The 21,253-nt window shown below is 71.5% G+C and carries 19 protein-coding genes and 1 pseudogene; 7 read left to right on the forward strand and 13 right to left on the reverse strand.

Features of this window, described 5'->3' with window-relative positions:
* Window positions 1-16: 16 nt before the first annotated feature.
* The 6 genes from glpR to galU all read right to left on the reverse strand — a co-directional run bounded on the left by glpR (window position 17) and on the right by galU (window position 5,549).
* The gene (gene glpR, locus ACIRR8_RS25625; protein WP_404069077.1) at window positions 17-1,261 is read right to left on the reverse strand and encodes a gephyrin-like molybdotransferase receptor GlpR; all 1,245 of its coding nucleotides are present in this window, start codon (window positions 1,259-1,261) and stop codon (window positions 17-19) included.
* Window positions 1,262-1,426: 165 nt separating this feature from the next.
* Window positions 1,427-2,068 carry a GNAT family N-acetyltransferase gene (locus ACIRR8_RS25630; protein WP_404069079.1) on the reverse strand — a complete coding sequence of 214 codons (642 nt, stop codon included), beginning with the start codon at window positions 2,066-2,068 and terminating at the stop codon, window positions 1,427-1,429.
* Between the two features lie 17 nt (window positions 2,069-2,085).
* Window positions 2,086-2,733: a molybdenum cofactor biosynthesis protein B gene (locus tag ACIRR8_RS25635; protein ID WP_404069082.1), complete on the reverse strand. Its 648-nt coding sequence runs from the start codon at window positions 2,731-2,733 to the stop codon at window positions 2,086-2,088.
* Window positions 2,730-3,230, reverse strand: a complete 501-nt coding sequence (gene moaC, locus ACIRR8_RS25640; protein ID WP_404069085.1) for a cyclic pyranopterin monophosphate synthase MoaC — start codon at window positions 3,228-3,230, stop codon at window positions 2,730-2,732. Before moaC ends, ACIRR8_RS25635 begins: the two co-directional genes overlap by 4 nt.
* A gap of 98 nt (window positions 3,231-3,328) precedes the next feature.
* Entirely contained in the window at window positions 3,329-4,642 is a 1,314-nt protein-coding gene (glp, locus tag ACIRR8_RS25645) for a gephyrin-like molybdotransferase Glp (protein ID WP_404069088.1), read from the reverse strand.
* Between the two features lie 4 nt (window positions 4,643-4,646).
* On the reverse strand, window positions 4,647-5,549 hold the full coding sequence (gene galU, locus ACIRR8_RS25650; RefSeq protein WP_404069091.1) for a UTP--glucose-1-phosphate uridylyltransferase GalU: 903 nt from the start codon (window positions 5,547-5,549) through the stop codon (window positions 4,647-4,649).
* Between the two features lie 94 nt (window positions 5,550-5,643).
* Here galU and ACIRR8_RS25655 point away from each other — a divergent pair, with 94 nt between their 5' ends.
* Entirely contained in the window at window positions 5,644-6,261 is a 618-nt protein-coding gene (locus ACIRR8_RS25655) for a 5-formyltetrahydrofolate cyclo-ligase (protein ID WP_404069094.1), read from the forward strand.
* A 26-nt stretch (window positions 6,262-6,287) separates the two neighbouring features.
* Here ACIRR8_RS25655 and ACIRR8_RS25660 read toward each other — a convergent pair whose 3' ends face one another.
* Window positions 6,288-9,038, reverse strand: coding sequence for a penicillin acylase family protein (locus ACIRR8_RS25660; protein WP_404069097.1), 2,751 nt, complete (start codon window positions 9,036-9,038; stop codon window positions 6,288-6,290).
* Between the two features lie 299 nt (window positions 9,039-9,337).
* Here ACIRR8_RS25660 and ACIRR8_RS25665 point away from each other — a divergent pair, with 299 nt between their 5' ends.
* From ACIRR8_RS25665 to ACIRR8_RS25690, 6 genes and pseudogenes are all read left to right on the forward strand, one after another.
* A complete protein-coding gene (locus ACIRR8_RS25665) occupies window positions 9,338-10,921 on the forward strand; it encodes a potassium/proton antiporter (protein ID WP_404069100.1) in 1,584 nt (527 codons plus the stop codon).
* Between the two features lie 318 nt (window positions 10,922-11,239).
* Entirely contained in the window at window positions 11,240-12,520 is a 1,281-nt protein-coding gene (locus ACIRR8_RS25670; RefSeq protein ID WP_404069103.1) for an MFS transporter, read from the forward strand.
* Between the two features lie 66 nt (window positions 12,521-12,586).
* Complete coding sequence (locus tag ACIRR8_RS25675; RefSeq protein ID WP_404069106.1) at window positions 12,587-12,934, forward strand: FmdB family zinc ribbon protein; 348 nt, start codon at window positions 12,587-12,589, stop codon at window positions 12,932-12,934.
* A 106-nt stretch (window positions 12,935-13,040) separates the two neighbouring features.
* Entirely contained in the window at window positions 13,041-13,931 is an 891-nt protein-coding gene (locus ACIRR8_RS25680; protein ID WP_404069108.1) for an S-methyl-5'-thioadenosine phosphorylase, read from the forward strand.
* A gap of 205 nt (window positions 13,932-14,136) precedes the next feature.
* The gene (locus ACIRR8_RS25685) at window positions 14,137-14,835 is read left to right on the forward strand and encodes a hypothetical protein (RefSeq protein ID WP_404069110.1); all 699 of its coding nucleotides are present in this window, start codon (window positions 14,137-14,139) and stop codon (window positions 14,833-14,835) included.
* Window positions 14,836-14,948: 113 nt separating this feature from the next.
* Window positions 14,949-15,496 (forward strand): annotated as a pseudogene (locus ACIRR8_RS25690) (MscL family protein).
* A gap of 16 nt (window positions 15,497-15,512) precedes the next feature.
* On the opposite strand, the gene ACIRR8_RS25695 reads toward ACIRR8_RS25690, so the two are convergent.
* The 6 genes from ACIRR8_RS25695 to ACIRR8_RS25720 form a co-directional block, all read right to left on the reverse strand.
* Window positions 15,513-15,758: a hypothetical protein gene (locus ACIRR8_RS25695; RefSeq protein WP_404069112.1), complete on the reverse strand. Its 246-nt coding sequence runs from the start codon at window positions 15,756-15,758 to the stop codon at window positions 15,513-15,515.
* A gap of 97 nt (window positions 15,759-15,855) precedes the next feature.
* Window positions 15,856-16,251, reverse strand: a complete 396-nt coding sequence (locus ACIRR8_RS25700; RefSeq protein ID WP_404069114.1) for a hypothetical protein — start codon at window positions 16,249-16,251, stop codon at window positions 15,856-15,858.
* Window positions 16,248-17,030 carry a ubiquinol-cytochrome c reductase iron-sulfur subunit gene (locus ACIRR8_RS25705; protein ID WP_404069116.1) on the reverse strand — a complete coding sequence of 261 codons (783 nt, stop codon included), beginning with the start codon at window positions 17,028-17,030 and terminating at the stop codon, window positions 16,248-16,250. Before ACIRR8_RS25705 ends, ACIRR8_RS25700 begins: the two co-directional genes overlap by 4 nt.
* Window positions 17,027-17,629, reverse strand: a complete 603-nt coding sequence (locus ACIRR8_RS25710; RefSeq protein WP_015609150.1) for a 4Fe-4S dicluster domain-containing protein — start codon at window positions 17,627-17,629, stop codon at window positions 17,027-17,029. Before ACIRR8_RS25710 ends, ACIRR8_RS25705 begins: the two co-directional genes overlap by 4 nt.
* Window positions 17,630-17,635: 6 nt before the next feature.
* A complete protein-coding gene (locus ACIRR8_RS25715; protein WP_404069118.1) occupies window positions 17,636-19,963 on the reverse strand; it encodes a molybdopterin oxidoreductase family protein in 2,328 nt (775 codons plus the stop codon).
* The gene (locus tag ACIRR8_RS25720; RefSeq protein WP_404069120.1) at window positions 19,960-21,099 is read right to left on the reverse strand and encodes an MFS transporter; all 1,140 of its coding nucleotides are present in this window, start codon (window positions 21,097-21,099) and stop codon (window positions 19,960-19,962) included. Before ACIRR8_RS25720 ends, ACIRR8_RS25715 begins: the two co-directional genes overlap by 4 nt.
* Window positions 21,100-21,253: the final 154 nt, after the last annotated feature.

Consider the following 21,253-nt stretch of genomic DNA (forward strand, 5'->3'; position numbering starts at 1 on the left):
CGGGATTCCGCCGGTCTCACTCGTTGGCGGCGCGGGGCCGGTCCTCGTCGTCGTACTGGTCGAAGAGAGGCGTCCGGCCCCGGTCGCGGGTGCGGCGGGACTGGTTGGTGCGCTGGCGCGGCGCCGGGTCCACCGCGGGGGTGGCCGGGTGCGAGGTGCCGGTCTGGGTGGGCTCGGCGGTGCTGGAGCGGGCCGCGCTCCAGGTCTCCGGGTCGCCGACCTCGACGCCGCCGGTGGCCCGGGGGGCGACGGGGGCGGTGACATAGGTGGGGAGCGGTACGGGGACGGGCTCCCAGCTGTCGCCCTGGACCCGGCCCCGTTCGCGCTGCTGGTCCACCCACTCCGCGTGGTCCGTCTGCTCGACGAGGGCGCGGCGGCCGGCCTCCTGCGGGGAGACCGTGGGGACGGGTTCCGGCTCCGGGTGGTGGGCGTCGGAGTCGTCGTCCTGGTCGGCGGGGGCGGAGGCGGCGGGCTGGTGCCTGCGAGGCCGGTTCTCGCGCAGCCGCTGCGCCGCGACCTCGGCCCGGCGGCGGTCCATGGTGAACGCGAACCGACGCCGTTCCTGCGCGCGCAGATGCACGATGTACGTGCTCAGCAGGACGGCCGGGACGGCCGGCGCCCAGAGGAAGCCGAGCCCGCCGACCGCGGCCACGACCGCGCCGAGGGTGAAGGCGAGGAAGAGGACGACGGTCGTCCGTCTGCGCCGGGCCAGAACCTGGGAGCGCTGGGCGCGCCGGGCGCGCTCGGCGTCGGTCGCTCCGGTGCGCGGGCGGCGCTGGGCCGGTGGGCCGGCGGGCGCGGATGACCCGGGATGCACGGGGCGCTCGCCGGGCCGACGGTCGTGCGCCGGGCGATCGGATGCCGGGCGGTCCGGTGGCTGGTGCGCCGGTCGGCGGTCGGGCGCCTGGCGGTCGGAGGCGTGGGAGCCCGGGGCGCGCTCGGGAGCGTGCGCCGGGTTGTGCACCCTGGCTTCCTTATGCGCCGTAGGCGCGGGAAAGTCCCGGACGTCGACGGAATCCATACGGTCCGTCTCGGCGTCCGGGTCCACGTCGGGCCCCGCCTCCTCGGCGGTGCGCTCCCGCAGCTCCCTGGCATACCGGCGCTCCATCGCCGCCCGTCCGGACAGCAGCCGGATGGCCGTGCTGAAGCGTTCCGTCGGACGGGCTTCGTTGAGCTCGTCCTGCCTGCGGAGCCACATCGGCACCAAGTAGGCGGCCCAGGCCCCGACGATGACTGCGTAGATGAGGCCGCTGCTGCTCACGCTCACACCGTAGAGGGGTTTACGCGGAGGCATCCGCCAATTGGCCCGGTGTGTCGCACGATCCGGCTGATATCACGGACTTTTTTTGTGATTGATCGGATCAACAGTCACCGATAGTGCGACTCATTGCTGTCATCTGTCGATCAAATTCGAACATTTATTTTATTACGTGGACCGTCCGGGCCACTGACCGGACTCCCCCGGGCCCTGCGGCGTCACCGGCCGCGTGCGGCGCCAGCGCCGGAGCATCCCCTCCGGCACCTCCTCGGCCGTGAGCGCGAAGATCAGGTGGTCCCGCCAGGCTCCGTCGATGTGCAGATAGCGCGGGCGCACACCCTCGGAGCGGAACCCGAGCTTCTCCACCACCCGGCGGCTCGGCGCGTTCTCCGGGCGGATGCAGACCTCGATGCGGTGCAGCCCCACCGAGCGGAAGCAGTGGTCCACCGCGAGCGCCACCGCCGTCGGCATCACTCCACGCCCGGCGACGCTCCGGTCGACCCAGTAGCCGATGTGACCCGAGCACATCGAGCCCCAGGTGATGCCCGCGACCGTGAGCTGGCCGACGAGCCGTCCCTCGTACTCGATGGCGAACGGCAGCATCCGCCCGGCGTGCGCCTCGGCGCGCAGGTGGCGGACCATCTGCCGGTACGTGGGCCGTTGCGCGACCGGGCCGCCGGGCGCGGGCGGCGGAACGGTGGCCTCCCAGGGGCGCAGCCAGTCGCGGTTGCGCCGGTTGACCTCACGCCATGCCCGCTGGTCGCGCATCTTTATCGGACGCAGGACGATCTCGCCGTCGGTCAGCGTCACCGGCCAGGTCGCGATGTTCAGCTCGGGCTCCCCGGTCGGGGGTGGTCGCCGCCGCGGAGCTGGTCGACGGCGTGCACCAGGAGCCGGCCGAGGACCGCCAGGCCGTCCTTCACCCCGCCGGTGGAGCCCGGCAGGTTGACGATCAGGGTGCCGGAGGCGACGCCCGCGAGGCCCCGGGAGAGCGCGGCGGTGGGGACCTTGGCGAGCCCCTCGGCCCGGATCGCCTCGGGGATGCCGGGGATCTCGTGGTCCAGGACGCGGCGGGTCGCCTCGGGCGTGGCGTCGGTCGGTGAGATGCCCGTACCGCCGGTGGTGACGATCACGTCGTACCCGGCGGCCACTCCGGCGCGCAGGGCCGCCTCGACCGGGTCGCCGTCGGGCACGACCTGCGGGCCGTCGACCGTGAAGCCGAGGGCGGTGAGCCCGTCGGCGATCAGCGGGCCGCCCTTGTCGGCGTACACCCCGGCGGAGGCCCGGTTGGAGGCGGTGACGACGAGGGCTGCGTACGGGGCGGTGAGCGCGGCGCCGGTGGGCTCGGGCGAGTGTGCGCTCCGGTGGTGCGCCGGCGCCTGCGCGTTCGCGGGCTGTTCGTGGCCGGGGGCTCCGGTGGGCTCGGGCCGCGTCACGGGTTCGTGGCCGGGGGCTCCGGGCTCGGGCGGCGTCACGCGTCCGGTCCCGCCGGCGCGGTGCGCCGGTAGTCGCCGGACTTGCCGCCCGACTTCGCCTCGACCCGTACGTCGGTGATGACCGCGCTCTTGTCGACGGCCTTGACCATGTCGATCACCGTCAGGGCCGCCACCGACACGGCGGTCAGCGCCTCCATCTCGACACCCGTGCGGTCCGTCGTCTTCACGGTGGCCGTGATCTCCACCGCCTCGTCGGCCACGGCCAGGTCGACGTTGACGCCGGAGACGGCCAGCGGATGGCAGAGCGGGATCAGGTCCGGGGTGCGCTTGGCGCCCATGATCCCGGCGATCCTCGCGGTGGCGAGGGCGTCGCCCTTGGGGACTCCTTCGCCCCGGAGCAGCTCGATGACGCGCGGCGAGACGAGGACCCGGCCGCTCGCGCGGGCGACGCGCGTGGTGACGTCCTTCTCGGACACGTCGACCATGCGGGCCGCACCCGCCTCGTCGATGTGCGTCAGCCTGTTCTGCGTACTCAACTCACTCCACCCAGCGGTAAGGGCGCCGATCGGCCCGGGCCCGGAGGGGGTCCTCCGGAAGGCACGGCGGCAGATACCGTACCGCCACCGGGCGGCGGTCAGCGGAGCAGGATCACGTCCGTCTCCGTGCCGGGCTCGGCGGAGGTGGTGTCCTCGGGCAGCACGATCAGCGCGTCCGCCTGCGCGAGAGCGGCCACCAGATGCGATCCGGAGCCGCCCACGGGGGTGACGGTGCCCGCCTCCTCGTCGTACGAACCGCGCAGGAACTGGCGGCGGCCGGCGGGTGAGGTGAGCGCCTTGTCGGTGCTCAGCACGGCCCGGACCGTGGGGCGGTGGAGGTCGTCCGTGCGGCCCATCAGGGCGCGGATGGCGGGGCGGACGAACAGCTCGAAGGAGACGTAGCTGGAGACCGGGTTGCCCGGCAGGGCCAGCAGCGGGGTGTGGTCGGGGCCGATCGAGCCGAAGCCCTGCGGCTTGCCCGGCTGCATGGCGAGCTTGCGGAAGTCGATCCCGCTGCCCGGCTCGTCCTCGTCGCCGACGGAGGAGAGCGCCTCCTTGACGACGTCGTACGCGCCGACGCTGACGCCGCCCGTGGTGACGATGACGTCCGCGCGGATCAGCTGGTCCTCGATCGTCGCGCGCAGGGTCTCGGCGTCGTCGGTGACCGCGCCGACCCGGTAGGCGATGGCTCCGGCGTCCCGGGCGGCGGCGGTGAGCGCGAAGCTGTTGGAGTCGTAGATCTGGCCGCCGGTCAGCTGCTCGCCGGGCTGGACCAGTTCGCTGCCGGTGGAGAGGACGACGACGCGCGGGCGGGGCCGTACGACGACGGTCGAGCAGCCGATCGCGGCGAGCAGCCCGATCTGCGGCGGGCCGACGATGGATCCGGCGCGCAGGGCCAGGTCACCCGGCTTGACGTCGCTGCCGCGCTCGCGGACATGGGCGCCGGCCTCGACGGACCGGTGGACGCGGACCTCACCGGTGGCGCCCTCGGGGGCGTCGGAGTGGGCGCGCATGGAGGCGGCCGGGCCCTCGCCCGTACCGCCGTCCGTCCATTCCACCGGAACCACGGCCTCCGCACCGGCGGGCAGCGGCGCGCCCGTCATGATGCGGGCGGCCTGTCCCGGCCCCACGACCTGGTCGTCGGCGAGCCCGGCGCTGCCCGCGGCGACGTCGCCGATGACCGTGAGGACGGCGGGGAACTCCTCGCTGGCCCCCTCGACATCGGCGATCCGCACCGCGTAGCCGTCCATCGAGCTGTTGTCGAAGGGTGGCAGGGCCACCTCCACGACGACGTCCTTCACCAGGACGCAGCCCTGTGCGTCGGGCAGCTGCAGCTCGATGGGTTCGAGCGGCCTCACCGTGGCGAGGATGTCGTCCAGGTGCTCGTCCACCGACCAGATCGTGCTGCTCACGGGGTTACATCTCCTCGGTGACGTACTTGCGGAGCCAGGTCCGGAAGTCCGGTCCCAGATCTTCACGTTCGCACGCCAGTCTGACAATGGCACGCAGATAGTCGCCCCGGTCACCGGTGTCATAGCGGCGGCCCTTGAAGACGACGCCGTGCACGGGGCCGCCGATCTTCTCGTCCTGGGCCAGCAGCTGGAGAGCGTCGGTGAGCTGGATCTCGCCGCCGCGGCCCGGCTCGGTGTGTCGCAGTATGTCGAAGACCGCGGGGTCCAGGACGTACCGGCCGATGACGGCGAGATTGCTGGGCGCGTCGGCCGGCTCCGGCTTCTCGACCAGGCCCGTGACCCGGACGACGTCGCCGTCGACGGTGGTGTCGGCGGCCGCGCAGCCGTAGAGGTGGACCTGGGAGGGGTCGACCTCCATCAGCGCGACGACGCTGCCACCCTCACGCTCCTGGATCTCCACCATGCGGGCCAACAGGGCGTCGCGCGGGTCGATCAGGTCGTCGCCGAGCAGCACCGCGAACGGCTGGTCGCCCACGTGCGGGGCGGCGCAGAGCACGGCGTGGCCGAGGCCGCGCGGGTCGCCCTGGCGCACGTAGTGCATGGTGGCCAGGTCGCTGGACTCCTGGACCTTGGCGAGCCGTTCGGCGTCTCCCTTACGGGTGAGCGCGGACTCCAGTTCGTAGTTGCGGTCGAAATGGTCCTCAAGAGGACGCTTGTTCCGACCGGTGATCATCAGTACGTCGGAGAGGCCCGCGGCTACGGCTTCTTCGACGACATACTGGATCGCCGGCTTGTCGACGACAGGCAGCATCTCTTTGGGAGTGGCCTTCGTGGCGGGCAGGAAGCGGGTTCCGAGACCTGCTGCCGGGATGACGGCCTTGCTGATCCTGGAGGGCGACTGAGTCATGCGCAGAACCTTAACGGGTGCACACACCCGGAAGGTGAGCTTCCGGTTAACTTTGCCCTTAAATATGCCCATACGAGAACCGTGTGACTCTCCGATGAACCACGAAAAGTCCGGAAAGGTATCTGTGAAGGCGCCCGCAAAAGCCTCTCTTCGCCGCGAACTGCTCGCCGCCCGCGCCCTCCTGACCAAGGAGGACGTCACAGGAGCCGCCACGGTTCTCGCGGCCGGAGCACTGGCCCTCCCCGAACTGGCCGACGCCCGAACGGTCGCCGCGTACGTCTCCGTGGGACGCGAACCGGGGACGCGGGCCCTGCTGGACGCGCTGCGGGAGCGCGGCGTACAGGTGCTGCTTCCGGTGCTCCTGGCCGACAACGACCTCGACTGGGCGGCGTACGAGGGCGTGGAGCACCTGCTGCCGGCCGGGCGCGGGCTCCTGGAGCCGGACGGGCCCCGGCTCGGTCCCGCCGCCGTCGTGGAGGCCGACGCGGTCCTGCTGCCCGGGCTGGCCGTGGACGGGGCGGGGATGCGGCTGGGACGCGGCGGCGGCAGCTACGACCGGGTGCTGGCCCGGCTCGCGGCGGCCGGGGCCGACCCGGCGCTGATCGTGCTCCTGTACGCGAACGAGGTGGTCGCGCGGGTCCCTGCGGAACCCCACGACCACCCCGTGGACGCCGTGGTCACCCCGGCGGGAGCGCGGCGCTTCACCGCCTGACGGCCGGTCAAGCGCCGCGGAGGCCGCTACGGCTTCAGCGTCAGCGTGTCGACCGTGGACGCGTCGACCGCGTCCGTACCGAAGGACCAGTCGAGCAGTTCACCGTCGGCCCACTTGTCGGTCTGGTCGGTGTAGTGCCCGTTGAACGCGTGCCCGGAGGCCCCGGTGAGGTTGATCCAGCGGGACTTGTCCCAGTCCCCCACGTTGACCACCATCCGCATCGACGGCACCCAGATCACCTCGTAGCCGCTCGCCGCGTTCCAGCCGGTGGCGTTGACCGTCGCCTCGCCGCCGCCGAGGTTCCAGGGGCCGCGGTTGAGCGCCCGCTGGAGCAGATCGGGCCCTTCGGTACCGAGGGTCTGGTTCTTCAGCATCAGCCGGTGCAGCCGGCCCCAGCTCCAGGTGGAGATGTCCTTGCCGAGCTTGCCGGTCAGCTCCCAGCGCGCGTCCTCCATCGCCCGGGAGAAGAGGTCGTCCCGGTTCTCCAGCGCGGCCTCGCGGCCCCTGGCGGGCGCCTTCCACCACTCGTTGTCCTGGTCCTTGACGATGTCGCGGACCACCTGGAACCAGCGGTCGCCGCCGTCCGGCTGCGCGGAGTCGCCGTCGCGCTGTCCGCACTCGCGGACGAGCTTCTTCTGCTGGTCGGCCGGGCCGCTGTTCTTGGCCGGCGGCACATTGAGGCAGTCGCCCTTGACCCGCAGCTCCTTGGGCAGCTTGTTGCCGAAGGCGAGCTTGAGGATGTTGCGCCAGACGCCGTTGAAGTACGCGGCGGCGGCCGAGTCGGACTCCTGCGTGTAGTCCCAGCCCTCCAGCAGCTTCTGCGCCTCACGCACGCTCGGGTCGGAGACGTTGATCTTCAGCAGCTCGGGCACCAGGAGCCTGGCGATCTCGCTGGAGTTGTCCATCTGCAGCTTCTGCATGTCGTCGGTCGAGACCTTCTCGCCGCCCTCGATCTTCTGGGCGAGGAGGTCGTTGATCCGCTGGCTGCGGGCGCCGTAGCCCCAGTCCTTGGTCAGCAGGTGCGGGTATTCGTCCTCGTCGATCACGGCCTGGTTGGCGGTGACGATGTAGCCGCGCTTCGGGTTGTACTCCCAGGGCAGCTCGTCGAAGGGGACCGGGTCCTTCTTCCAGCCGTACGCCGGGTCCCAGCCGGGGCTGGGCAGCGTGCCGTCGCCCTTGAGGCGGACCGGGATGGTGCCCGGCGCCTGGTAGCCGATGTTGCCCTCGGTGTCGGCGTAGATGAGGTTCTGGGAGGGGACCTCGAAGTTCTTGGCGGCCGCCCGGAAGGTGGCGAAGTCCTTGGCCCGGTTGATCGCGAAGACCGCGTCCATGGACTTGCCCGGCCGCAGGGCGGTCCACTTCAGCGCGACCGCGTAACCGTCGGCACGGTCGGGGGCGGCGTTGGGGACGGGCGCCTTCTCGCCGACCTTGTCCAGTTCCTTGCTGCGGTCGGAGACCAGGGGCCCGTTGTTCGTCTCGCGGACGGTGATCGTCCGGTCCCTGCCGCCGGCGACCTTGATGGTCTCCTCGCGGGTGATGAACGGCTTCACCGCGTCGTCGTAGAGGTAGCCGTCGCCGGAGACCTTCTCCAGGAAGAGGTCGGTGACGTCGGCGCCGAGGTTGGTGAGGCCCCAGGCGATGTCCTGGTTGTGGCCGATGATCACACCGGGCATGCCGGAGAAGGTGTAGCCCGCGGTGTCGTACTGGCAGGTCTTGGAGAGCTGCCGGCAGTGCAGGCCCATCTGGTACCAGAGCGAGGGCAGCATCGGCGCGAGGTGCGGGTCGTTGGCGAGCAGCGCCTTGCCGGTCGTCGTGTGGGTGCCGCTGACGACCCAGGAGTTCGATCCGATGCCGTTGCCGTTCGGGCCGAGCAGCGCGGGGATCTTGTCCAGGGTGTCGGAGAGCGCGGAGAGCTGGGTGTTGAGGCCCTCGGTGGCGCCCTGGGCCGTCTGCGAGCCGATGTCGTCGGACGGTTCGGCGTCGAGGTCGAACTTCCCGGTGACCGGGGAGACCGCACCGCGGTCGACGATCGGCTTGTGGGTGTCGTAGGGGTAGTCCGGGTACAGGTCCTGGATCTGGTCGGCGTCGAGCCGGCTGGTCAGCAGCGAGCGGTCGATCTCGTCCTGCATGTTGCCGCGCAGGTCCCAGGCCATGGCCTTGAGCCAGGCGACCGAGTCGACCGGGGTCCACTCGGTCGGCTTGTAGTCGTTGGTCAGCCCCAGCGCCGCGTACTCGACCGAGATGTCCCGGCCTTCCTTGCCCTTCAGATAGGCGTTGACGCCCTCCGCATACGACTGGAGGTTCTTCTTGGTGTCCTCGTCCAGGACCGTGTCGTACTCCTCCTGCGCGACCTTCCGCCAGCCGAGCGTGCGCAGGAAGGAGTCGGTCTCGACCTGACCGGAGCCGAACATCTCGGAGAGCCGGCCCGCCGTCAGATGGCGCCGGACGTCCATCTCCCAGAAGCGGTCCTGGGCCTGGACGAAGCCCTGGGCGCGGAAGAGGTCGGCGTCGGAGTCCGCGTAGATCTGCGGAATGCCGTACGAGTCCCGCTTGACCTCGACGTCACCGGACAGGCCGTCCAGGGTGATCGTTCCGGTGGTCTGCGGGTACGAGGCCCGCACCGTGGAGACGGACCAGTAGGAACCGAACCCGACACCCGCGACGAGCGCCAGCACCAGGACGAGCAGAAGGAGGCGAACGCGGCGCCCCTTCTTCTTCCTGCCGGGCTTCTTCGCGCCTTCGGAAGGGCCGGAAGAGTCGGTTGTATTGGCGGGCATCGCTGTCCTTCGAGGGGCAGGGTGGTCCTGGGAGTGCAGGAGCAACCATAGGCGCAGCCGGGAAGCCACTCGGACGCGGTATAGGGATGCATCCATTTGCGCGCATCCCTTGTATGGACACGCGTAGCCGTCACGCGATCACGGAAGCCGTCAAGAAACCGTTAAAGATTAGGTAAGGTAACGAAGTAACTGGCTGCCGGAGGACGATCCGGCAGGCGCACGCAGGGAAGGAACGGACCCTGACTGTCCACGCGCTCAACGAACTCCTGCTCGTCTGCTCACTCGTCCTGCTCGTCGCCGTGGCGGCGGTGCGGATCTCCTCGCGCAGCGGGCTCCCCAGCCTGCTCCTCTACCTCGGAATCGGGATCGCCCTCGGGCAGGACGGCATCTTCGACGTCAAGTTCGACAACGCCGAGCTGACCCAGGTGATCGGCTACGCCGCGCTGGTCGTCATCCTCGCCGAGGGCGGACTCGGGGCGAAGTGGAAAGAGGTCCGGCCCGTCCTCCCCGCGGCCGCGGTGGTCTCCACCGTCGGCGTCGGCATCAGCGTGGGCATCACGGCCGCCGCCGCGCACTATCTGGTCGGACTGGACTGGCGCCAGGCCCTGATCATCGGCGCCGTCGTCTCCTCCACCGACGCCGCCGCCGTCTTCTCCGTGCTGCGCAGAGTGCCGCTGCCGTCCCGGATCACCGGCGTCCTGGAGGCCGAGTCCGGCTTCAACGACGCCCCGGTGGTCATCCTCGTCGTCGCGTTCTCCGCGGTCGGCCCCGTCGAGCACTGGTATCTGCTGATCGGCGAGATCGCCCTGGAGCTGGCCATCGGCGCCGCCATCGGCATCACGGTGGGCTGGCTGGGTTCGCTCGGGCTGCGGCACGTCGCCCTGCCCGCCTCCGGCCTCTACCCGATCGCCGTGATGGCCATCGCCGTGATGGCGTACGCGGCCGGTGCCATGGCCCACGGCAGCGGATTCCTCGCGGTCTACCTGGCGGCCATGATCCTCGGCAACTCCAAGCTGCCGCACTGGCCCGCCACCCGTGGCTTCGCCGACGGGCTGGGCTGGCTGGCCCAGATCGGCATGTTCGTGCTGCTCGGCCTGCTGGTCACCCCGCACGACCTGGTCGACGACTTCTGGCCGGCCGTCGTGGTGGGTCTGGTGCTGACCATGGTGGCCCGGCCGCTGTCGGTCTTCCTCAGCCTGGCGCCGTTCCGGCTGCCGGCGCGCGAGAAGGTCCTGATGTCATGGGCCGGGCTGCGCGGGGCGGTGCCCATCATCCTGGCGACCATTCCGATGGTCTCCGGCGTGGAGGGCAGCACGAGGATCTTCAACATCGTCTTCGTCCTCGTCATCGTGTACACGCTCATCCAGGGCCCGACGCTGCCGTGGGTCGCGGCCAAGCTGAGGATCGCCGACGCCGAGGCCGAGGCCGACGACCTGGGCGTCGAGTCGGCTCCGCTGGAGCGGCTCCGCGGCCATCTGCTGTCGGTCGACATCCCGGAGAGGTCCAAGATGCACGGCGTCGAGGTCGGCGAGCTCCGGCTCCCGGCCGGGTCCGCGGTCACGCTGGTGGTCCGCCAGAAGGAGAGCTTCGTGCCCTCCCCGACCACGGTCCTGCGGCGCGGCGACGAGCTGCTGGTGGTGGCCACCGACCCGGTGCGCGACCAGGCGGAGGCCCGGCTGCGGGCGGTCGGCGAGGGCGGCAAGCTGGCCGGCTGGCTGGGCCCGGGCGGCGGGTCCGGTGCGCCGGGTGATCCCGCACCTCCCCGGCCCGCGAAAGCCGCCGCGACGGGCGCATCCGCCGTCCGCCAGGCCGTGAAACCCGTCAGGCCCGTCAAGAAGCTCGGTCCGGCCGACGACGTTCCCCGTACGGACGCGCGTCGCTAGCAGTACGTACACGCGTCACTCCTAGGACGCGGATCACAGGCCCACCCGGAGGCCCTGTGCGCATTCACAGGCGTACAGGGCTTCCGGCCTGTACGATAAAAGGCACACTGATCGACCAACTCTGTCTGATGCAGAGCTGGCGCGACCGTATGGCGGTCGTGGTGTCTCTTCGCCCGGCGTTTCTTCGCCGACAGCAGCGAGTCGCCCGGCATCTACCGCAGTTCCGCGCGAAGAGGACAGCTCTCGGCCGCTTCCGTCCGGCCCGCCCCACAAAGGCGCCGGGAAGCACTGCCACCAGGCAGCAGAAAGGCAAGGACCGTGGCAAACACGGTCACCGACCGCCCCGGATACGGGCAACTGCTCCGCACCCCCGGTGCGTGGACTTTCCTCCTTCCGGGTTTCGCCGCACGGCAGCCCTTCGCGATGCTGACCATCGGCATCGTGCTGCTCGTCCAGCACACCACCGGCTCCTACGGCAGCGCGGGTGCTGTCGCGGCCGTCGCCGGCGTCTCCATGGCGCTGGTGGCCCCGCAGGGCGGCAAACTCGCCGACCGGTTCGGCCAGCGGGCCGTCCTGCTGCCCGGCGTCCTGCTGCACACCCTCTCCGTCGGCGCACTGACCGCGCTGGCACTGGCCGACGCGCCCCTGTGGGCGCTGTTCGCCGCCGCGGTGCCCACCGGCGCCTCGGTCCCGCAGATCGGGCCGATGGTGCGCGCCCGCTGGGCCGCGATGCTGGGAGCCACCCCGGACCGGCCCGCCTCCCCGCTGATGTCCACCGCCGCCGCCTTCGAGTCGGTGACGGACGAGTTCACCTTCGTCCTCGGCCCTGTGATCGCGACGGCGCTGTGCACCGGCGTGCACCCGGCGGCCGGACTGATCACCGAGGCCGCCCTCACCCTGGTCGGCGGCCTGCTCTTCGCCGCGCAGCGCGCCACCCAGCCCGTTCCCCGCCCCGCCGCCACGGCGGACCGGCCGCACACCTCAGCCCTCTCCGTCCCCGGCGTCCGGGTCCTCGTCGTCGCCTTCCTGGGCATCGGCGCGGTCTTCGGCGGCATGCAGGTCTCGCTGACGGCGTTCTCCGAGGAGATCGGCCACCCCGGCGTCAACGGTCTGCTGTACGGGATCTTCGCGGCGGGCAACATGCTGGCCGGCATCGTCTGCGGTGCCATCGCCTGGAAGAGCAGCCCGCAACGCCGCCTCGTCGTCGGCTATGTGGCGCTGACCCTCATGGCGTCCGGCCTCTGGGCCGTGCACTCCGTACCGCTGCTGGCCGGGCTCGGCCTGCTGGTGGGCCTCTGCATCGCCCCGGCGCTGATCAGCGGCTACACGCTGGTCGAGTCGCTGGTGCCCGCCACCGCCCGCACCGAGGCCTTCACCTGGCTGACCGGCGCCGTGGCACTGGGCCAGGCCGCCGCCGTGACCGTGGCGGGGCAGCTGGCCGACGCCCACGGTGCGAGCACCGGATTCCTGGTCCCGCTGGCCGGTACCGTACTGGCGCTGGCGACCCTGCTGGCCCTGCGCTCGCGGCTGGCGCCGAGGTCCGCGGGCCGGACCGTCGCACGTGGGATCGGTCACCGCGAGCCGGTCATGGTGGACTGATCCCGCGGAATGCGTCAGTATGGAGCGTCGTTAGCACTCATTGAGTGAGAGTGCCAGGAGGAGCAAGTGCCGACCTATCAGTACCAGTGCACCGAGTGCGGCGAGGGCCTCGAGGCGGTGCAGAAGTTCACCGATGATGCCCTGACCGTGTGCCCGAGCTGCGACGGACGCCTGAAGAAGGTGTTCTCTGCGGTCGGCATCGTCTTCAAGGGTTCCGGTTTCTACCGGAACGACAGCCGTGGCTCCTCGTCGAGCAGCACGCCGGCGTCGTCGTCCTCGAAGTCTTCCGACTCCGGTTCGTCGTCCTCGTCGACGGGTTCGGACACGAAGTCGAGCGCTTCGTCGTCGTCCTCCGCTTCCTCGTCGTCGGCCGCCGCGCCGGCCTCGTCGTCGAGCGGTACGTCGGCCGCCTGAGCCCGCGTACGCCCCACACGCTTCACCGGACCCCGCCGATCGACTCGGCGGGGTCCGTGCGTTTCCCGCGCGCGGCTCCGGACGCGCCCCCGGATACGGTGACCGCATGGTGAACGCACATACGGACACGGACACGAGCTCCGGCACAGACATCGCGGGTACGGCGCCGGGCGCGGAGATCGGGGTCATCGGCGGCTCGGGCTTCTACTCCTTCCTGGAGGACGTCACCGAGGTCGCCGTGGACACCCCCTACGGGAAGCCCAGCGACTCGGTCTTCCTCGGCGAGATCGCCGGCCGCCGGGTGGCCTTCCTCCCCCGCCACGGCCGCGGTCACCACCTGCCGCCCCACCGCATCAACTACCGGGCCAACCTCTGGGCACTGCGCTCGGTCGGGGTCCGCCAGGTGCTGGGCCCGTGCGCCGTCGGCGGGCTGCGCCCGGAGTTCGGCCCGGGCACGCTGCTCGTCCCGGACCAGCTGGTGGACCGCACCAAGAACCGCGTGCAGACGTATTACGACGGTGAGACCCGCGCCGACGGGACCGTACCCAACGTCGTGCACCTGGGCTTCGCCGATCCGTACTGCCCCGAGGGCCGGAAGACCGCGCTCACCGCGGCGCGCGGACGCGGCTGGGAGCCGGTGGACGGCGGGACCCTGGTGGTGGTCGAGGGGCCGCGCTTCTCCACCCGCGCGGAATCCCGCTGGCACGCGGCGATGGGCTGGTCGGTGGTCGGGATGACCGGACATCCGGAAGCCGTGCTCGCCCGCGAACTGGGGCTCTGCTACACGACGATGACCCTGGTGACCGACCTGGACGCGGGTGCGGAAGCCGGTGAAGGCGTCTCGCACGAGGAGGTGCTCCAGGTCTTCGCGGCCAACGTGGACCGGCTGCGGTCGGTGCTGTTCGACGCGGTGAGCGGGCTGCCGGCGACGTCGGCCCGCAACTGCGCCTGCGCTCACGCGCTGGACGGGATCGACACCGGGGTCGCGCTGCCGTAGCGGCGGGAGGTGCCGCAGGCAAAGTCGCCGGATCGGGTGACGGAGTTATCCACATGCGCGGGGTTCTCCACAGGCCTCAGCGGGATGCGCGCGGACCGTGGATCGTGAGGGGAGTTCGGCCGGGACCACCGGCCGGACTCCCTTCGTCCGTTCGCATCCGTTCGCATCCGATTGCATCCGTTCGCACCCGATTGCAGGTGACGCCATGTCTCCGTCCCCCTTCCCCGCGCCCCATGTCCCCGCCGCTCCCGCGAGCGCCGCGGACCACGTGAAACCGCCGCCCCGGCCTCCCGCGCCGCCGCTCGCCCCCTGCGGGGTCGGGCCGTTCGCGCCGCTGCGGGTGCGCGGCGGCGGGGCGTACCGGCTGCGGCGGATGCTGCGCAGACAGCGGCGCGCGATCGCGGCGGCAGTCGCGTTGGCGGGCGCGGCCCTGGCCACGACGGGGCTGGGCAGCGCCGCCGCGCCGGACGCATCCGCTCCGGGTACGGCCGTCTCGGGTACGGGGGTCTCGGGTACGGCCGTCCCGGGCGCGGAGCTCTCCGGCGCCGGCGGCACGGACACGGCGGCCGGGCGCTCGTCGGAAGGTCTCGTCTCGGCACCGGTGCGGATCGCGGACGCGGCGACCGTACGGTTGCTGCGCCCGGGAGACCGGGTCGATGTGATCGCGGTCGGCGAGGCGGGCGATGACGCCCGTGCGGTGGCACGCGGAGTGCGGGTGTCACACGTGCCGGGTCGGGCCGACGGTGACGGTGGCCTGCGGGGCGGTGGTGACGGGACGGCCGGTATGGGCGCGGCGCCGGAAGGGGCTCTGGTGGTGCTGTCCGTGGAGCGGTCCGCCGCTGCGGCGCTGCTGGGCGCGGGCGCTTCGGAGCGGCTGGCGGTGGCGGTGTCCGATGCGAACTGACGCACTCTCAAGTCACCCGTGCGCATTACCGGACTGGACAGTGTCGCCTTCTCCCGCCTTAGGTGGCGGAGCAGTCTGCTCCCCTCACCGCACATGCGAAAGAAGGCTCACCCGTGAGCGAGAAGAAGGTCAGTCTCCTGGAGGGCTTCAAGGCCTTCCTGACGCGCGGCAACGTGGTGGATCTGGCGGTGGCCGTCGTCATCGGCGCCGCGTTCACGAACATCGTGAACGCGTTCGTCAAGGGCATCATCAATCCGCTGGTCGGCGCGTTCGGCACGCAGGACCTGGACAACTACAGCTCCTGCCTGCGGGGCCCGTGCACGACGGACCCGGCCACCGGACAGATGGACGGGATCGAGATCCTGTGGGGTTCGGTGCTCAGCGCCGCCCTGAGCTTCCTGATCACCGCCGCTGTCGTGTACTTCCTGCTGGTGCTGCCGATGGCCAAGTACCTGGCCAGGCGGGCGGCGATGCAGGCCGCGAAGGAGGGCGTGCAGGAGACGCTGGAGGTCAGCGAGCTGGAGGTGCTCAAGGAGACCGCGACGCCCTGGTCGCGCAGCGCGTCGGTGGCGCGGGCGGCGTCGGTGGTGCCGGGACCGGCGGCTTCGGTGGGCCGGGCGAGGGCGGCGGGACGCTGCCGGGCCGGGACGGGGAGAGGTAGCCCGCCGGTCTGCGGTTCAGATGTGGTGGGGCGGCTTCTCGTCGAGGAAGCGGGCGAGGTCGGCGGCGCCGGAGCCGCCGGAGGGCCGCTCGCCCCAGCCCCGGTCCGTGTCGTCCGCGGACTGCTGGTCCAGCGGATCGTCGAAGATCAGGACCGGCTTGGGCTTCGGCCGCGGTTCCTGCGGCGACTGTGCCGGCCGCTGTCGTTGCTGTTGCTGTTGCTGCTTCGACTCTGGCGGACCGGGGGTGGGGGCGGCACTCATGCCTCCAGGGTACGGCGGCCGGGTGCTCGGCGCGGGCCGCCGGTGGACCGGGCAGATCCTCCGGCAGGCCGCGTCCGGCTTCCGGGCCGGGCGGCCGTCAGCGGTCCTTCGGGTCGATCAGCCAGAGACCGAGCACGGCGAGGAACGACAGGCACAGGAAGCCGGCGCCCCACCAGGCCGTCCCGGTGTTGCCCTCCATCCACTCGTCGACCAGCACCGTCAGGCCCCAGAGCTGGCCGACGACCACGGTCATCGCCAGGGCGAGGCGGGCGGTCAGCTTGGAGGAGCGCTCGGGCTCCTGGTCGGTGCCGGCGCCGGGCCCGGGCCCGGTGTGGCGGACGCGCGGGTCTCCGTAGCCGCTGGTGGGGCGGATCTGCGGATACCGCTCATGGACGGGCCGGTTCAGCGCGGGGTCGGCGCTGCCCGGGTGGTACGTCGGATAGTGGCTGCCCGGCGGCGGCAGCGGCTGCTCGGGGTGCGGGGCGTCGGTCATGCCCGCCTGCCGGGGGTCTCGGTGGGGCCGGAGGTGGTGGAAGCGCCGGGGCGGCTCGGGGCGGCCGGCGCACCGGCGCCCCCGGTGCCGGGCCTCGCGGCGCGGGCCGAGGGTCGGGCGCCCGCGGCCCGCGGCGGGGATTCGGCGCCGGAGCCGATGTCGGGGCAGCCGATGCGGGCGGCGAGGTCGGGGCGTTCGCCGCCGAGCTGGCGGCAGAGTCCCTCCTCGACGCTCTCGCCGGAGCGGGTCGTCCCGACGGCCCAGATGCTGCCGTCGGTCTCCTCGATGACCACGACCTTCGGCAGCCCGCGTGGCGGCGGTCCGGCGGTGACCTCGCCGGAGCGGGCGTCGAAGACGCCTTCGTGGCAGGGACAGTACAGCTCGCCCTCCCGGCCCCGGTCCTTGCGCCACAGGACGGCGCAGGCGAGGTGGGTGCAGACGGCGGAGTAGCCGACGAGGGTGCCGTCGTCGAGCCGGACGGCGACGGCCCGGTCCTCCTCGCCCGGGTAGCGGAAGGCGATGGACTCACCGGGCGGGAGCCGCTGGGCGATACGTTTGGCCTCCGGGGCCTTGCCGTCCTCGTCGTCGCCGTGGCGGTGCAGGATGCCCGCGGCCACGCCGATGCCGCCGACGGCGAGGCCGCCGGAGACGGTGGTGACGATCCGGAGGTAGTCGCGCCGAGTGGTGAGGGAGTCGGCGGCGATCCGGTCGTGGAGCGCCTCGCGCGGGTCTCCTCCGGCCGGGTGGTCGCCGCCCGGCTGCTGTTCGGTGACGCTCATCGGCGGACGTCCTTCCCGTTGATCTCGACGACGGGCAGCCCGCCGGGGACCGGCCACTGCACCTTCTCGGCGGGGACGACCATGGCCACGCCGGTGCGGACCTCGGTCTCGCCGAAGACGAAGGTGTCGGCGACCTGGACACCGGGGCGCTCGGCCTGGAGCTCCTCGACGGTTCCGTAGAAGAGCGCTCCGGTCGGGCAGACGGTGGCGCACATGGGGGCGAGGCCGTAGGCGGTGCGGTCGTAGCAGAGGTTGCACTTGAGCTGGAGCTTGGCGCCGAGGTCGATCTTCGGTACGCCGAAGGGGCAGGCGTTGACGCAGTTGGCACAGCCGATGCAGCGGGTGGTGTCGGCCTGCTGCACCACCCCGTCGGCGGTCACCAGGATCGCGTCGGCGGGACAGACCTCGGCGCAGGGCGCGACCGGGTCCTCGCAGTGCATACAGACGGTCGGAAGGGAGGCGACGGAGTGGCCCTCGTCGGTGTAGTCGAGATGGATCATCGATTTGCCGCGGTGCGAGTCGCATTCGCGGCAGGCGGAGACACAGGCCTGGCAGCCGATGCAGCGCCCCGGGTCGATGAAGATCGTGCGGCCCATCATGGGGGATCAGCTCCTCTCCGAGGTGCCACGGCCCTGCGGGGACGTGGGCGGCAGCGGGTCGGTACGGGAGACCTGGATCTCCGGGTAGGCGACATGGCCGGGAGCGACCGGCGGCGCGGGGACCTCGTCGATCCGGTCGGCGTGCTCGATCCGGCAGGCGCACACCTTGTACTCGGGGATCTTCGAGCGCGGGTCGAGCGCGTCGATGGTGAGGGCGTTGGCCGCGGTCGGGACGGGCCAGTGGTAGGGGACGAAGACGGTGTCCGGGCGGATCGCCTCGGTGACCAGGGCGGGGAAGACCTCGCTGCCGCGCCGGGTGACGATCCGTACGGGCTCGCCGTTGCGGAAGCCGTGGGAGGAGTGGATCTCGGCCCAGGGGCGCGGGGTCTGCTCCACGAGGGCGCCGAGCCTGCGGGTCTGGTTGCCGGAGAGGAAGTGGGCCACGGTCCGGCCGGTGGTGAGCGACATGGGGTGCTCGTCGTCGTACGGGTCCATCGGCGGGTGCCACTCGACGACCTGGAGGTGGATCTTGCCGTCGGGGTGATAGGTCTTCCCGTCCTCGAAGAGGCGCGGGGTGCCGGGGTGGTCGGTGGTGGGGCAGGGCCAGGCGATGCCGCCGGTCTCCTCAAGCCGCTCGTAGGTGATGCCGTAGTAGTCGTTGACGGTGCCGGCGGAGGCGGTGCGCAGTTCCTCGAAGACCGACCGGGAGTCCGGGAAGTCGAACTTGTCGCCAACGCCGAGGCGGCGGGCCAGTTCGCACATCACCCAGGTGTCGGTGCGGACGCCGGGGGGCGGGTCCTGGGCCTTGTTGTGCTTGACCACGCGGGCCTCGGCGTTGGCCATCACCCCTTCGTCCTCGGCCCAGGTGGTGACGGGGAAGACGACATGCGCGTTGGCGGCGGTCTCGGAGAGGAAGAAGTCGAACTGGGCGTGGAACTCGGTGGCGTCGTACCCCTCCTTGACCACCTGGTAGTTGGGCAGGGAGACGAAGGGGTTGTTGCAGATGCCGATCAGGCCACGGATCTCGTGGCGCTGCATCTGCCAGACCATCTCCATCATGGAGGTCCCGGCGGGCGGGAGTTCGGACTCCGCGATGCCCCAGATCTCGCAGATCTGACGGCGGTGCTCGGGGTTGGTGATGGAGCGTCCGCCCGGCAGGAGGTCGGACTTCTGGCCGTGCTCGCGGCCGCCCTGCCCGTTGCCCTGGCCGGTGATGGTGCCGTAGCCGGCGCCGGGCTTGCCGATGTGGCCGGTGGCGGCGCAGAGGCTGATCACGGAGAGGCAGTTCTCGACGCCCTGCGAGTGGTGTTCGATGCCCCGGGCGTGCCAGGCCATGGCCTTCGGCGCGCGGGCGAAGGTGCGGGCGACCTGGACGATCTGCTCGGCGGGGATGCCGCAGATCTTGGCGGCGCGGGACGGCGGATACTCGGCGGCCTTGGCCTTGACCTCCTCCCAGCCGGTGGCGTGGGCGGCGAGGTAGTTCTCGTCGGTGAGCCCTTCGGCGATGACGACGTTCAGTACGGAGGTGAAGAAGGCCGAGTCGGTGCCGGGCTTGAGGGCGACGTGGATGTCGGCGGTCCGGGCGATGGCGGTCTCGCGCGGGTCGATGACGATGAGGCTGGCCCCGCGGTCCCGGGCTCCCCAGACGTACTGGGTCATCACGGGGAAGCACTCGCCGACGTTGGATCCGGCGATGAGGAGGCAGTCGGTGAGGAGGATGTCGGAGAAGGGGTTGCCGGCCCGGTCGATGCCGAAGGCGAGCTTGTTGGCGCCCGCCGCGCTGACCATGCAGAGGCGGCCGTTGTAGTCGACGTGCCGGGACTTGAGGGCGACCCGGGCGAACTTGCCGACCAGATACGTCTTCTCGGAGAAGAGGCTGGCGCCGCCGAGCAGCCCGAAGGCGTCGTTGCCGTACGTCTGCTGGATGCGCTTGACCTCGGCGACGGTGAAGTCGAGCGCCTCCTCCCAGGAGACCTCGCGGAACTCCTCGTCGCGGGAGCGGCGCATGAGCGGGGCGGTGAGCCGGTCGGGGTGGTTGACCTGCTGGTAGGCGTTGATGCCCTTGGGGCAGAGCCGCATCCGGTTGATGTCGTGGTTGCGGGGTTCGACGCCGAAGACCTTGCCGCCGCGGTCCACCCGCAGATACATCCCGCACTGGACGCCGCAGAAGCAGCAGTGCGTGGGGACGAGCGTCTCGCCGTTCTGGTCGGCGTGCCATTGGTCGGCCGGGATACCGCCGGCATCGCGGAAGGCGCGGGTGCCGGGCGGGGCGAGGGAGGGGTCGAGCGGGATGAAGGTGCAGCGGTCGGCGGCGGCTCGCGGTTCCGCGGTCACTTGAAGCCCTTCTTCACATGGGAGAGGTAGGCGCTGCCGCGCAGCACCCGCTTGCAGCGCGGGCAGTACTCGGCCCAGGCGTCGAAGTCGAGGCTGAGGTCGCGCATGGTGCCGCGCAGGTTCTCGACGTACGGGCCGGTGTCGATGGGTTCCTCGCAGCGGCGGCAGGCGAAGACCTTGTCGTCCTGGCGTCCGGTGTACTTGAACAGCTGCATCCCGACCGCGGCCGGGCGCTGGACGATGTGGAAGAACTTGCCGAACGGGATGTAGATGAGCGTGAAGACCACCGAGACCATGTGGAGGATCGCCAGGAACTGGTAGCCGCCGCCGTGCAGGAAGATCGAGGAGAAGGTGAGCAGCAGCCCGGTCACGGAGATGACGATCAGCGCGATCAGCGGCACCAGGTCGTAGGCGAAGCGCTGGCCGGTCGAGGCGCCTCGGTCCTTCATCCGGCGCCACAGGAAGTACGAGGCGCCGGGGATGACGAGCACGGCGGCGATGTCGAGGCCGTGGAACATCAGCCAGCCGAGGACGGAGAGCGAGTCGAAGCCGAGGACCTTGATGCCCCAGATCCGCATCTCGTAGCCGGGCCCTGAGCCGCTGCCGGAGGTGAAGGTGAACCAGCCCCAGGTGAGCGGGAAGGTGATCAGCGCGGCGAGGACGCAGCCCCAGAAGATCAGCTGGTGTGCGGCCCAGCGGGCGTGGGACCGGGCGCCGAGGAACTTCTGGAAGCCGAGGTAGGTGGCGATCATCTTCGGCAGGGCGGTGGGGGCCTGGCGGAAGTTCTCGTACGAGAAGAGGCTGCGCCAGCCCTGTTTGAAGAGGCGTCGGGCGCCGGGGGCGGAGATCCAGACCGTGTAGCGGTAGGCGACACCGAAGGCGAGGAAGACCGTGGCGACGGCGTACGGGAGGAGCGCCGAGTCGAAGTTGCGCAGCATGCGGCTGCCGAGGACGATCGCGACGATCAGGAGGGCGGAGACCACCGCTCCGGCCAGGGTCGCGCGGGCGGTGACGGAGCGGGGGCCGGTGGCGGGGGCCGCGCTCGCGGGGTTGCCCGGGCGTGTGTCCGGGTGGTCGCCAGGGGGACCCGGGTCGGCTGCGGCGGGGGCGGCGGAGGCTTCTGGCGGCTCGGTCACCCGGCCACCGTAGGACCGTTTACGGCAATTGGACCCGTTTTGGGCGGTAAGAGGGTGAGCGGGTCGCCCGGACAGGCGCAGGGGACAGGCCCAGGTGGCGCCGGTACGTTCGGAGCGTACGTGGACGAGGCCGCGCCCGGCCGGGGGCGTCGGC

Origin of the sequence: Streptomyces sp. NPDC101178 (assembly GCF_044767965.1) — a bacterium.
Taxonomy (GTDB): Bacteria; Actinomycetota; Actinomycetes; order Streptomycetales; family Streptomycetaceae; genus Streptomyces.